Genomic DNA, 12,888 nt, shown 5'->3' with positions numbered 1-12,888 from the left:
TTTCCTTGACTTCATTGCGCCAGGAACTAATATACGCACCGCGTATATTTTTCGTCAGGAGCCGCCGATGACCGTTCCCCAGCAAGCCTTCCTACGCGACGCGATGCGCCGCCTCAACATGACCCGCGAAGCATTCGCCAATCGCATCGGCGTCAGCCGGCGCGCGCTGGATACGTGGTTGCTGCCCGACGATTCGCAGGAATCGCGCGGGATGCCCGAGATCGTCGAGCGCTTCGTATCGGAAATCGTCGAGCGTTCGGCACCGGAAGGTGGCGGATATACGCAAAGCGTAGATAACCAAGGGCTCGCGAAGCAGTTCTTTTTCGAGGGCAAGCCGCAACTGCTGTCGGTCGACCAGTTCTCGCGGGAATCGGTCGAGGCGCTGTTCCGCGTGGCCGACGTGATGCAGCCGATCGCGCGGCGCCACAAGATTTCGCGCGTGCTGGAAGGCGCCGTGCTCGGCAACCTGTTCTTCGAGGCCAGCACGCGCACACGCGTGTCGTTCGGCGCGGCGTTCTGCCGGCTCGGCGGCTCGGTGTGCGACACGACGGGCTTCACGTTCTCGTCGATGGCCAAGGGCGAATCGATCTACGACACGAGCCGCGTGATGGCCGGCTACGTCGACGCGCTCGTGATCCGCCATCCGGAGAAAGGCTCCGTGGCCGAGTTCGCGCGCGCGACCAACCTGCCCGTGATCAACGGCGGCGACGGCCCCGGTGAGCACCCGAGCCAGGCGCTGCTCGATCTCTATACGATCCAGCGCGAGTTCTCGCGGCTCGGCAAGATCGTCGACGGCGCGCACATCGCGCTGGTCGGCGATCTCAAGTACGGCCGCACCGTGCACTCGCTCGTCAAGCTGCTCGCGCTGTATCGCGGGCTCAAGTTCACGCTCGTGTCGCCGCCGATGCTCGAAATGCCGGCCTACATCATCGACCAGATCTCGACGAACGGCCATGTGATCGAACAGACGACCGACCTCGCGGCCGGGCTGCGCGGCGCGGACGTCGTCTACGCGACGCGGATCCAGAAGGAGCGCTTCACCGACGAGTCGTTCGAAGGCTACACACCGGATTTCCAGATCAACCAGGCGCTCGTCGACTCGGTCTGCAAGCCCGACACGCTGATCATGCACCCGCTGCCGCGCGACAGCCGGCCGGGCGCGAACGACCTGTCGGTCGACCTGAACCGCGACCCGCGCCTCGCGATCTTCCGGCAGACCGACAACGGGATTCCGGTGCGGATGGCGATCTTCGCGGTGCTGCTCGGCGTCGAGAACCTCGTCCAGCATTCGATGCGCGACGCGACGTGGCGCCCGCCGGCGTACCTCGGGCCGGAGGACGCGGTGTTTCACGGGGTTGATTGAGCCGCACCGAAGGTATCGCGCTCGCCTGCCATCGTTTCAGATTGGCGGGCGAGCTTGCCTGAAACAAAACGCGCCGCATCGCACGGCGCGTTTTTCAATTGCGGCGCAGCCGGTGGGGCCCGCAACCGGAAACTAACACGCCCACGGGTCGATCACGCGAACCCCCATCGCCTCGAACGGTGTGACGTCGCGCGTAGCTACGATCAGGCCGCTTGACTCGGCCGTGGCAGCGATAAAACCGTCGGAAGGTGCGATCGCGGTACCGGCGGCACGAGCGCGCGCTCGAAGGCTCGCATATGCTTTGCTCGCAGCATCGTCGAATGGCAGGATCCGGCCTCGAAATAATGGCAGCACGCGCTGCTCGATGCTCTGATGCAGCTGGTCCCGCCTTCGCCCTTCCGGTAACGCCGCAACGCTGAATCGTATTTCGGCGAGGCTGATCGCCGCTAGAAACAGCGTCTCGGCGTTCTGGGCATCGAGCCACGCGATCACGGCGGCGCTCGGCTCGCGCCGCAGCGGCTCGGCAATGACATTCGTATCAACAAGGATCATTCGAAGCTCATCGGATTGGTTGGCATCGTGTCGCGCTCGACGTCGAAATCGACGCCGCCTGCCGCCCGCCCGATTTCCGCCAGCATCGTTCCCAGCTTGAGCCGCCCGCCTGGCAGAACGGCCTGTTCGAGGATGTCGCGCACTTCGGCTTCGGTGCTGCGCCCGTGCTGGGCCGCGCGGATCCGAAGGGCACGATGCACTTCGTCCGGCAAATTTCGAACGGTAATCACAGGCATGATGCATTCCTTCAAAATGCTTTCGATGCAGTCATCCTGGCATTTTGCAGTCACATGGATTGCCTCGCGACACAATCAATCTACCTCGCTCGAAGATCTCGTCACACTCGGCCAATCGGCCATTTCCCGCCCCTCAACCACGCCTAACCACCCCGCAACATTCGTCAACAATCCCCTTACAAATACAAACAAGAACGCTTCTCATTTAACGGAAAATTACATAGAATGCCGCCTGAAAACAAATCGTAATAATTCCCGGCGGCATGCACATTTCCGCAGCGCACCGCTCCCGGGGCCACATCGCGAGGTCGAAGCGCACCATGAAGTCCCGTCCCGACGAGTTGAAGCTCGGTAAATTCACCACCCTGTGCAGCGTGCTCGCCGCGAGCCCCGCTTTCGCCGACGGCACGCCGCCTTCGGCCCCGTCCAGCACCGAAGGCCATCTCGCGCCGATCGAGATCCAGGGCAAGACCGAGCACAGCTACAAGGCCGACTTTTCCGCTTCCGCGAAATTCACCGCGCCGCTCGTCGACACGCCGAAGTCCGTCACCGTGATCCCGCAGGAACTGATCCGGAACAGCGGCGCGTCGACGCTGACCGAAGCGCTGCGCACCGTGCCCGGCATCACGTTCGGCGCCGGCGAAGGCGGCAACCCGCTCGGCGACCGTCCGTTCATCCGCGGCTACGACACGCAAGGCAGCATGTTCGTCGACGGCATGCGCGACACGGGCGCCACGACGCGCGAGATCTTCAACACCGAGCGCATCGAGATCACCAAGGGTTCCGACGGCGCATACGGCGGCCGCGGCGGCGCGGGCGGCAGCATCAACCTGATCACGAAGGCGCCGCACCTCGGCACGTCGGCCAGCGCGAGCGCGGGCCTCGGCACCGACCGCTATCGCCGCTTCACGGCCGACGGCAACTGGCAGTTCGCCGATCACGCCGCGTTCCGCCTGAACCTGATGAGCCACAACAACGACGTCGCCGGCCGCGACGCCGTCAACAACGAGCGCTGGGGCGTCGCACCGTCGATCGCATTCGGCCTCGGCACGTCGACGCGCGTGACCGCGAGCTACTACCACCTGTCGACGGACGACATGCCCGACGGCGGCATCCCGTACTTCTACACGACGTCGAACAAGCCCGCGAACGTCGGCACGATCTATCCGGCACCCGTCGATCGACACAACTTCTACGGGCTGATCGACCGCGATTTCCGCAAGACCACGTCGGACATCAGCACGATCAAGATCGAACACGACATCACGTCGTCGCTGACGGTCCGCAACACCACGCGCTACACGGAATCGACGCAGGACTACATCTGGACGCAGCCGGACGACAGCCAGGGCAACGTGGTCAACGGCAAGGTCTGGCGCCGCAACAACAACCGCAACAGCTCGATCAACAGCCTCGCGAACCTGACCGAGCTGTTCGGCGAGTTCCGCACCGGCCCGTTCAAGCACAGCTTCACGACCGGCATCGAGCTGACGCGCGAATGGGGCAAGCGCGATACGTACAACGTCGCCACGGATAACGGCAAGGTCTGCCAGAAAGGCATCGGCGCGGCGTCGGGCTACAACTGCACGAGCCTGTGGTCGCCGAACCCGAACGACCCGTGGGCCGGCTCGATCACGCGCGCCAACGACTACGCGCATGCACGCACCACGACGAAATCGATCTACGGCTTCGACACGATCGAGATCACGCCGCGCTGGCAGGTCAATGCCGGCGTGCGCGTCGACGACTACTCGACCCGCTTCACCGACACCAAGGCGAACGGCGGCAAGACCTATACGCGCGACGACACGCTCGTGAACTGGCAGGCCGGCCTCGTGTTCAAACCCGCGCAGAACGGCAGCATCTACGCGTCGTATGCAACGTCGTCGACGCCGGCCGGCATGATGCTCGGCGAAGGCAGCGAAACGCAGTCGCTCACGCCGGGCCGCGGCGGCGTCGGTCCGAACGCCGATCAGTTGTCGCCGGAGAAGAACCGCAGCATCGAGCTCGGCACGAAGTGGAACGTGCTGAACGACAAGCTGTCGCTGACCGCCGCGTTGTTCCAGATCGATACGACGAACGCGCGCGTGACGCTGCCGAACAACCAGTACGCGATGGTCGGCAACAAGCGCGTGCAGGGCCTCGAGCTCGGCGTCGCCGGCCAGATCACGAAGCAGTGGCAAGTGTTCGGCGGCTACACGTACATGAAGAGCGCGCTGCGCGACAACGGCAAGGACAGCGCGAACGACGGCAACCGCTTCCCGAACACGCCGAAGCACAGCCTCACGATGTGGTCGAACTACGACGTGACGCCGAAGTTCACGGTCGGCGGCGGCGCGTTCTACATGTCGGAAGTGTTCGGTGATCCCGCGAACCTGCGCGCCGTGCCGTCGTACTGGCGCTTCGATGCAATGGCGCAATACCGGATCAACAAGAAGCTCGACCTGCAGCTGAACGTGAACAACCTGTTCAACCGCACGTACTTCGATCAGGCGTATCCGGCGCACTACGCGTCGATCGCACCGGGCCGCTCGGCGTTCGTCACGCTGAACGCGCGCTACTGATCGATGGAGGCCGTATCGCTGAAGGCGCTCGCGTCGGTATCGCCGCGCGAGTTCGCCGACATCCTGGCCGGGCCGCCCGAGCGCGCCGCCGCGTGGGTCGCGGCGGCGGCCGATAACGGCATCGTCGATGCGCAGGCCGTCTACGGGCAGTACCTGCTCGACGGGCATGGCGTGGCACGCGATCCGGCTGCCGCGTTCAACTGGTTCCGGCACGCCGCGCGGGCCGGTCATCCGATGGCGATGAACATGCTCGGCCGCTGCTACGAGTTCGGCTGGGGCACGGCCGCGTGCGCGCCGGTCGCCGTGTACTGGTACCGGCTCGCCGCGCAGGCCGGGCTCGACTGGGGCATGTACAACTACGCGACGGCACTCGCGCTCGGCAACGGTGTCGACGAGAACCGCACCGACGCGCTCGACTGGTTCCGCCGCGCGGCCGCGCTCGGTCACGCGAAATCGATCAACCTGATCGGCGGATTCTACGAGGACGGCTGGGTCGTGCCGGTCGACACCGACGCCGCGTTCGACCACTATCGCCGCGCCGCCGTTGCCGGCGACTTCCGCGGCCAGTTCAACCTTGCGCGGCTACTCGGCGAGCGCGGGCAGATCGACGAAGCGCTCACGTGGCTGGCACGCGTGCCGGCCACCGCGACACCCGCGTTCATCGCGAAGATGCGCGCGTATCTCGCATCGTCGCCGCTCGACGCATTTCGTGCGGCGGCGATGCAACTGGCGCCGCACGTTATGGAATCCGCAACATGATGCTTCATATCCCCGGCGTACTGACCAAGACGCAGGTCGCGCAATGCCGCGACGTGCTCGATGCGGCCGAATGGGTCGACGGCAATGCAACGTCCGGCGCGCAGTCGGCGCTCGCGAAACGCAACCGGCAATTGCCGGAAGGCTCGCCGGCGGCGCGCGCGGTTGGCGACGCGATCCAGGATGCGCTCGCGCGCCATCCGCTGTTCTTCTCCGCGGCGCTGCCGCTCAAGGTGTTTCCGCCGCTGTTCAATCGCTATGAAGGCGGCGAGACGTTCGGCACGCATGTCGACAACGCGATCCGGCTGCTGCGCGGCACGGATTTCCGCGTGCGCAGCGATCTGTCGGCGACGCTGTTTCTCGAGGAACCCGATGCGTACGACGGCGGCGAGCTGTGTGTCGAGGATACGTACGGCGTGCATCGCGCCAAGCTGCCGGCAGGCGATCTCGTGCTGTATCCGGCGTCGAGCCTGCATCACGTGACGCCCGTGACGCGCGGCGAGCGCGTCGCTTCATTCTTCTGGATTCAAAGCATGGTGCGCGACGATGCCGATCGCACGCTGCTGTTCCAGCTCGATACGCAGATTCAGGCGCTTTCTGCGGACAAAGGTGGGCGCGACCCGGGCGTGATCGCGCTTACCGGGATCTATCACAACCTGCTGAGACGGTGGGCGGATACCTGAGCCATATAGGGGGCACCGCAACGTCCTGAAACGCGAGCCCCCCTCCGGCCACAACCAGTCCACCGTCCAACGCAGCCGCCTTATGCCCGCTGCAGGATATCGACCGCCTTGTCCGCATCGTCCACCGAATCGACCGCGAAATAGGCAATGAACTGGGAACCCAGTACGGCGGCCGAAACGCCACGAAGATTGATCGCGCCTTCCGCGAGCATCTGGGTCAGTTGCCCGATGATGCCCATTTGATCCAGACCCATTACGCGGACGGAGTGAACGCTCGGGGTGACGCTGAACCCCACCTGCGTGGCCGTGCGAATCACCGCGTCTCCCTGCAGTGGCGCGACAAATACAACACCCTTGCCCGGCACCTCCGATGTGCGGCGTGCGACGATGAATTGCAAGTCCGCGCCGGCAGTCCGCAGAGCGCCCAATACTGTCGCGAGGCCGCCCGGCTTGTCGTCGATGGTTGCCGCCCAGACATCGACACGTTCTACGCTCAGTTCCATGGCAGTCCCTCCCGCCTGAGAACCCTGATAGAAAAAATCTAGATCACGGCAAGCACGCGAGCAAGGCAGACAGCGTCTTCCGGCCCTCGACATCGACGCGCCCTGTCGCGTTTTGCATGCGTCTGGTCACGCGTGACCTTCGCGACTTGCCTCGCTCCGCCGCACTGCCATAAAATGACCATCGTCACATGACCAGGTCCATATCATGATGCCGCACGCTCCCGTTTCGAAATCCGAGTTCAAGGCTCGCGCACTCGAATACTTCCGGCTCGTCGAGTCGTCGGGCGAAAGCCTGATCGTCACCGATCACGGCAAACCGACGCTCGAGATCCGGCCGTATCACGCACGCGAAGCTCAGCCGTTGGACATATTGCGCGGCTCGGTCATGCGCTACGACAATCCTCTCGATCCGATTGCGGAAGATGATTGGGAGGCGTCGCGGTGATCGTGCTGGATACGCATGCATTGGTGTGGTGGGTGGCGGGCGATCCTTCGCTCAGCAAGAAAGCGCGAACCGCGATCGATCGCGCGCGCAGTGAAGGCGCGCTCGCCGCGTCCGCGATCTCGGCGTGGGAGATTGCGATGCTGGTGCGCAACGATCGCCTCGCCCTGTCGATGGATGTCGACGCATGGCTCGCCACGGTCGCGCAGATCGACGGCATGCGCTTCGTGCCCGTCGACGCCGACATCGCCGCGAAATCCACCGCCCTGCCCGGCGCGTTCCACAAGGATCCGGCCGACCGCATGATCGTCGCCACCGCGCGGCGGCTCGGCGCACCACTCGTCACCCGCGACGAAAAAATCCGCGCTTATGCGCACGTGAAGACGCTCTGGTAAGCCTCGCCCGCCCGCAGGACCAACCGCGACACCTCCGCCGCCGGACTCTGGCATATTGGCGATTCGTCTGGCCAAAACGACCACGGACGGCCAGGCGCGGCGCAACACCCCGCCCGCCGGCTCGTGACCCGCAACCGTCATCGCGCCACCTCACCCGCTATCGTGATATCGCTCTCCGATCCCGTTGTCCGGTCGATCGCCCTGATGGAGTCGCATGAAGGGTTTGTCGATCTCGCTACCTTTGACGAGCGCATCGCCGTCGACCTCTCGCGCAGCGTCGTTTCGAACCCGAGCCCGCATTTCCTGAAGGTACGCCGCGGTATCGCCGAACGGCTGGTCGTCGCCGCGCCCGCGCTGCCCGCCGGGCTGCGCCTTTACGTCAAGGAAGGCTATCGCCCGCTCGCGCTCCAGCGCGAATACTTCGCCGACCATCTCGCCGAACTGCGCGACACACTGAATCCGCTGCCGTCCGACGAAACGCTGTACGAACTCGCGAGCCGCTACGTCGCCCCGCCGGAAGTCGCCGCGCATCCGACCGGCGCTGCCGTCGACCTCACGCTGATATCGGCGGACGGCATCGAAGCCGACATGGGCAGCATCATGAACGCCACCAACCAGGAATCGTCCGGCGCGTGCTACACGCACAACGCATTCATCAGCCGCGCGGCCGCACGTAACCGCCAGATGCTGATCGACGCGCTGACGAGCGCCGGCTTCACGAATTACCCGTCGGAATGGTGGCACTGGTCGTTCGGCGACCGCTATTGGGCCGTCATGCAGCGTGAATCCCACGCGATTTACGGCCCCGTCGAGGAAAGCATGCTCGACGAAGGTTCGCGATGACGGTATTTCCGATCTGACGGGCGCGACTCGGTAACATCCTCACTTGCCGATCCCCGCCCGGTCCCGCACAATCGCAGCACCTGTCTCACTCCCCCCGCGCCGATGCCCTATGCGTCACTCGCCACCGGCGTCCTGCTCGCCGGCGGCCTTGGTCAACGCTTCGACCCGAGCGGCCTGCACAGCAAGTTGCTCGCGCTGCTGCCAGACGGCACACCGGTTGCGGTCGCGGCCGCCCGCCATCTCGCGGCGGCCACGGCCGACGTGATCGCGATCGTGCGTCCCGGCGCCGAAAAACTCGCGATTCTGCTGAACGAAGCCGGCTGCCAGGTCGTCTACGCACCCGACACCGAGCGCGGCATGGGCGCGACCCTCGCGGCCGGCGTGCGCGCGACCGCCGACGCGACCGGCTGGCTCGTCGCGCTCGGCGACATGCCGTGGATCGCGGCTTCGACCTACGAAGCGGTGACGCGCGCGCTCGATACGGACGGCGCATCGATCATCGCCCCCGCCCATCGCGGCGTGCGCGGTCATCCGGTCGGCTTCGCCGCGCACCACTACGACGCACTGGCCGCGCTCGACGGCGATACCGGCGCCCGCATGCTGTTCGCGAGCGCGCCGGTGAAACTGCTGGACGTCGACGATCCCGGCATCCTGCGCGACGTCGATACGCCGGCGGATCTGCGCTGACCGCGATCGCGCGGACCACACAACGCATTGCGGTAGACGAACCCGTTCGACGATCGATACCCCGCCGCAAGAATCCCGCTGCAAACGCACGTTCGATTGCCTATAACGGAGACGAGGCGCACCTGCCGCGCCGCCGCCGTCACGCACTGCGCGAGTTCTCCATGACCGATCACACGACCCCGACGCCCGAGCCACCGGCCGACCCGAACCGCGATCCGGAAGACGACCCGCTGTCGTCGCCGCCGGGTCATCACCACGACAACCCGCAACAACCGGACGGACCGCCGAGCAAAGACCCGGTCTAGCCGCGCGTCGGCCGCTGCGCACATTCGCCCCTATTTCCCGTCATGTGCGGCTGGCGGCGGCCGGCCGCCCGTCGCCCGTCACCGCATCGCGTGGCCTATCGCGCCGTATACCCGCCGTCGATCGGCAGCGACACGCCGCTGATCATCGACGCCGCATCGCTCAGCAAAAACAGGATCGGTTCGACCACCTCATCCGGCTCGGCAAAGCGCCCGAGCGGAATCGCCGCCAACATCGGCGCGCGCTTCTCCGGTTCGCTCCACGCGAATTGCGCCATCGGCGTGAGCGTGACGGTCGGGTTCACGCTGTTCACGCGAATGCCGTGCGGCCCGAGTTCGATGCACAGCACGCGCGTGATCGCGTCCATCGCCGCCTTCGACGCGCAATAGCTCAGATGCGCGGGCAGCCCGACGAGCGCGGCCTGGCTCGATACGTTGACGATGCTGCCCCGCGCACGTTCGGCGCCCCGTCCGTCGCATTCGATCATCTTGCGCGCGACAGCCCGCGCGACGAGCGCCGCACCACGCGCATTGACGGCCATCACGCGATCGAAATGCGCGGCGCCGACATCGAGCGCCGCTTCGAGCGACGCGATTCCCGCGCAATTGACGAGGCCGTCGAACGCCTCGTGCGCGGCGAGCGCCGCGTCGATCGCGTGTTCGTCGCCGCCGACATCGATACGCAGCGTATCGCATGCCGTCTCGCCGGCCAGCGCATCGAGCGCGGCCATGTCGCGCCCCGCCGCGACGACCCGCGCGCCCGACTGCGCCAGTGCGACCGCGCACGCGCGCCCGATTCCGCTCGACGCGCCCGTGACGAGCACCCGCGAGCCGCTGAAGTCGAATCGTGTCTTCATGATGATGTGCTCAAGCGGTGCATGATCGGTTTGAGTGCCGGGTACAGCGCCGTGTAGAGCGCGAAACGTGCCGCATACGCTTGCTCGCGTTCGGCATCGGGCCGCGCGCGCTCGACGAGCGTCACCCAGCCGCCCTGCGCGTCGTCGTGCGATACGAGCCCTGCCCCGACACCCGCGAGCAGTGCCGCCCCCATCGCGGCTTCGACGTCCTGCTCGATCGTCCATACCGGAAAGCCGGTCACGTCGGCAATGATCTGCATCCACAGCGCCGAATGCGCGGCACCGCCGACGACGATCAGCCGATCGTCCAGCGCCGTCGCCCCTTGACGGCCGGCCTCGATGTTGTGCCGCAACGCGAACGCGACACCTTCGAGCACCGCGCGATACAGGTGTGCTCGCGTATGCGCGAGACTCAACCCGACGAACGCGCCGCTCGCTTTCGCATCCCACACGGGGCTGCGCTCGCCCATCAGGTACGGCAGGAACAGTACGCCGTCGGCACCGGCCGGCACGCTTTCAGCCGCCTCCTCGAGCAACACGTGCGGATCGCCGTGCGGCAGCAGGCGCGCCGCATCGAGTTCCGCATGACAGAACTGGTCGCGAAACCACGCGACCGACGCACCGGCCGTGATCGCACCGCCGAACACGTACAGGTCGCGCTGCCCGTTGAACACGTGCGGCATGCTGACGAGCCCGTGCCGCGCATCGACATGCCGGTTCACGTAGCCCCAGCACATGCTGGTGCCGATCATCGCGACGTGCTGTCCGGTGCGCGTCGCGCCGGCCGCGAAGGTCGCGACGGCCGCATCGACACCGCCCGCGACGACGGGCGTGCCGGCCTGCAACCCGAGCTGTTCGGTCCATTGCGACAGCAGCCCGCCGACGATCTCAGTCGAATCGACGAGCCGCTCGGGCATCATCGTCGCCGGAATGCCGAGCATGTCGAGCGCATCGTCGGACCACTCACGGCGCGCGACGTCGTACACGCCGCCGATATTGCCGGCCGAACTGTGATCGACCGCGACTTCCCCGGTCAGCAGGTAGATCACGTACGCGTTCGGCGGCAGGAAATACCGCACGTTCGCCCACACGTCCGGCCGCTGGTCGCGCAGCCACAGCATCTTCGTGAAGCCGTAGTAGCTGTCGACGCCGTTGCCCGTGATCACGCGCAACCGCTCGACGTTCACGTTGGCGTTGACCCAGTCGACTTCGGCGGTCGCGCGCCGGTCCATCCAGATCAGGCACGGATGAAGCGGCCGCATGTCGCTGTCGACCGGGATGCCCGAGCCGCCGTACAGGCTGCTCACGCACACCGCGCGGATCGCGTCGGCCGGCACGCCCTGCGCGCGCGCATCGCTCACGCATCCCGCGACGCATTCGAGCACGGCATCGAACCACACCTGCGGCCATTGCTCGGCCCACAGCGGGCGCGGCGTATCGGGCTGGTAACCGGCCGAGCGCCGCGCGACGATCGTGCCGTGCCGGTCGACGAGCAGCGCCTTGGTGCTCTGCGTGCCGATATCGACGCCTATGACGTATTCCATGATGTCTCCGGTGAGGCGCACGCCGGCCGTCAGCGGGCCGGCTTCAGCAGCACCTTGATCGATTCGGGCGATTTCGCGACGCGAATCGCGTCGTCCCAATCGTCGAGCGCGAAGCCGTGCGTGACGATGCCCTTCGACGTGACGAGCCCGCGCGCAAGCAGATCGATCGCGATCGGATAGCAGTATGGCCCCAGGTGCGCGCCGCGCACGTCGAGCTCCTTGCGGTCGCCGATGATCGACCAGTCGACGGTCGTATCCTCGCCGAACACGCTGAATTCGACGAAACGGCCGAGCTTGCGGATCAGGTCGAGCCCCTGGTTCACGCCGACCGGCGCGCCGGTCGTTTCGATATAGACGTCGCAGCCGTAGCCGTCGGTCAGCGCGCGGATGATCTCGCGCGCATCGTCGCGCTTCGGGTTGATCGTCACGTCGGCGCCGTACTGCCGCGCGAGGTCGAGGCGCTCGTCGATCAGGTCGATCACGACGAGTTTCTTCGGCGTCTTCAGGTGTGCGACCTGCGTCATCATCAGACCGAGCGGGCCCGCGCCCGCGATCACGACGACGTCGTCGAGCTGGAGGTCGCCGCGGTTCACGGTATGGATCGCGCACGACAACGGCTCGATGATCGCGGCATCCTCGAGCGACACGCCGAGCGGGATCTTGTGGACGAGCGCGGTCGGCGGAATGCGCATGTATTCGGCCATCCCGCCGTCGGCGACCTCGCGCTGGAAGCCGAAGATGTTGTGCACTTCGCACATCCAGTACTGACCCGACCTGCAATAACGACACTTGCCGCACGGCACGATCTGCTCGGCGATCACGCGGTCGCCCAATGCCACGCCGAAATGTTCGGCCGCGCCATCGCCGAGCGCTTCGACGTAACCGAAGAATTCATGGCCGGGAATCACGGGCGCCTTCACCCACGGGCTTGGGCCGCCCCAGAACATCTTCGCGCCCGTATAGCACTTGCAGTCGCTCGCGCAGATTCCGCACGCGGCGATGCGGATCACGAGCTCGTTCGCGCCGGGGTGCGGCTTCGCGACCTGTTCGACGCGATAGTCCTCGGGGCCGTGGCAGACGACCGCGGTCATCCGCGGCTGGGCTTCGGGTGTCGTCATGAGGTATCTCTTTCGTTGATGATTCGGATATCTGATCGATCAC

At 66.0% G+C, this 12,888-nt stretch carries 15 protein-coding genes; 9 read left to right on the top strand and 6 right to left on the bottom strand.

Features of this window, described 5'->3' with window-relative positions:
• The first annotated feature begins 67 nt into the window (after positions 1–67).
• Positions 68–1,363, top strand: coding sequence for an aspartate carbamoyltransferase (locus VL15_RS11710; RefSeq protein ID WP_048245643.1), 1,296 nt, complete (start codon positions 68–70; stop codon positions 1,361–1,363).
• A 132-nt stretch (positions 1,364–1,495) separates the two neighbouring features.
• On the opposite strand, the gene VL15_RS11705 is transcribed toward VL15_RS11710, so the two are convergent.
• Positions 1,496–1,915 (bottom strand): type II toxin-antitoxin system VapC family toxin, encoded by a 420-nt coding sequence (locus VL15_RS11705; protein WP_048245641.1) that lies wholly within the window; start codon positions 1,913–1,915, stop codon positions 1,496–1,498.
• Positions 1,912–2,151 (bottom strand): FitA-like ribbon-helix-helix domain-containing protein, encoded by a 240-nt coding sequence (locus VL15_RS11700; protein WP_048245703.1) that lies wholly within the window; start codon positions 2,149–2,151, stop codon positions 1,912–1,914. Before VL15_RS11700 ends, VL15_RS11705 begins: the two co-directional genes overlap by 4 nt.
• A 320-nt stretch (positions 2,152–2,471) precedes the next feature.
• Between VL15_RS11700 and VL15_RS11695 the strand changes: the two genes are divergently transcribed.
• Genes VL15_RS11695 through VL15_RS11685 form a run of 3 tightly spaced genes read left to right on the top strand, consistent with a single transcriptional unit; the run spans position 2,472 to position 6,154 of the window.
• Positions 2,472–4,715 (top strand): TonB-dependent receptor, encoded by a 2,244-nt coding sequence (locus tag VL15_RS11695; RefSeq protein WP_048245640.1) that lies wholly within the window; start codon positions 2,472–2,474, stop codon positions 4,713–4,715.
• Between the two features lie 3 nt (positions 4,716–4,718).
• Positions 4,719–5,474, top strand: coding sequence for a tetratricopeptide repeat protein (locus VL15_RS11690; protein ID WP_048245638.1), 756 nt, complete (start codon positions 4,719–4,721; stop codon positions 5,472–5,474).
• Positions 5,471–6,154, top strand: coding sequence for a Fe2+-dependent dioxygenase (locus VL15_RS11685; protein WP_048245637.1), 684 nt, complete (start codon positions 5,471–5,473; stop codon positions 6,152–6,154). Before VL15_RS11690 ends, VL15_RS11685 begins: the two co-directional genes overlap by 4 nt.
• Positions 6,155–6,234: 80 nt before the next feature.
• Here VL15_RS11685 and VL15_RS11680 read toward each other — a convergent pair whose 3' ends face one another.
• Positions 6,235–6,657, bottom strand: coding sequence for an amino acid-binding protein (locus VL15_RS11680; protein WP_048245636.1), 423 nt, complete (start codon positions 6,655–6,657; stop codon positions 6,235–6,237).
• 205 nt (positions 6,658–6,862) lie between these two features.
• Here VL15_RS11680 and VL15_RS11675 point away from each other — a divergent pair, with 205 nt between their 5' ends.
• The 5 genes from VL15_RS11675 to VL15_RS42665 all read left to right on the top strand — a co-directional run bounded on the left by VL15_RS11675 (position 6,863) and on the right by VL15_RS42665 (position 9,329).
• Positions 6,863–7,102 (top strand): type II toxin-antitoxin system Phd/YefM family antitoxin, encoded by a 240-nt coding sequence (locus VL15_RS11675; protein WP_048245635.1) that lies wholly within the window; start codon positions 6,863–6,865, stop codon positions 7,100–7,102.
• Positions 7,099–7,494, top strand: coding sequence for a type II toxin-antitoxin system VapC family toxin (locus VL15_RS11670; RefSeq protein WP_048245702.1), 396 nt, complete (start codon positions 7,099–7,101; stop codon positions 7,492–7,494). Before VL15_RS11675 ends, VL15_RS11670 begins: the two co-directional genes overlap by 4 nt.
• Before the next feature lie 204 nt (positions 7,495–7,698).
• A complete protein-coding gene (locus VL15_RS11665) occupies positions 7,699–8,337 on the top strand; it encodes a M15 family metallopeptidase (RefSeq protein WP_048245634.1) in 639 nt (212 codons plus the stop codon).
• 102 nt (positions 8,338–8,439) lie between these two features.
• On the top strand, positions 8,440–9,024 hold the full coding sequence (locus VL15_RS11660) for a nucleotidyltransferase family protein (RefSeq protein ID WP_048245633.1): 585 nt from the start codon (positions 8,440–8,442) through the stop codon (positions 9,022–9,024).
• Positions 9,025–9,185: 161 nt separating this feature from the next.
• Positions 9,186–9,329 carry a hypothetical protein gene (locus tag VL15_RS42665; RefSeq protein WP_165948077.1) on the top strand — a complete coding sequence of 48 codons (144 nt, stop codon included), beginning with the start codon at positions 9,186–9,188 and terminating at the stop codon, positions 9,327–9,329.
• Between the two features lie 95 nt (positions 9,330–9,424).
• Here the strand turns inward: VL15_RS42665 and VL15_RS11655 are convergent, their stop codons facing one another.
• Genes VL15_RS11655 through VL15_RS11645 form a run of 3 tightly spaced genes read right to left on the bottom strand, consistent with a single transcriptional unit; the run spans position 9,425 to position 12,845 of the window.
• The gene (locus VL15_RS11655) at positions 9,425–10,183 is read right to left on the bottom strand and encodes an SDR family oxidoreductase (protein WP_048245631.1); all 759 of its coding nucleotides are present in this window, start codon (positions 10,181–10,183) and stop codon (positions 9,425–9,427) included.
• On the bottom strand, positions 10,180–11,727 hold the full coding sequence (locus VL15_RS11650) for an FGGY-family carbohydrate kinase (RefSeq protein ID WP_048245630.1): 1,548 nt from the start codon (positions 11,725–11,727) through the stop codon (positions 10,180–10,182). Before VL15_RS11650 ends, VL15_RS11655 begins: the two co-directional genes overlap by 4 nt.
• Before the next feature lie 29 nt (positions 11,728–11,756).
• The gene (locus VL15_RS11645; protein WP_048245629.1) at positions 11,757–12,845 is read right to left on the bottom strand and encodes an alcohol dehydrogenase catalytic domain-containing protein; all 1,089 of its coding nucleotides are present in this window, start codon (positions 12,843–12,845) and stop codon (positions 11,757–11,759) included.
• Positions 12,846–12,888: the final 43 nt, after the last annotated feature.

Origin of the sequence: Burkholderia cepacia (assembly GCF_001039005.1) — a bacterium.
GTDB classification, from domain to species: domain Bacteria; phylum Pseudomonadota; class Gammaproteobacteria; order Burkholderiales; family Burkholderiaceae; genus Burkholderia; species Burkholderia theae.
Note: the sequence above shows the minus strand (reverse complement) of the source record. Positions and strands in the feature narration are given on the sequence as shown.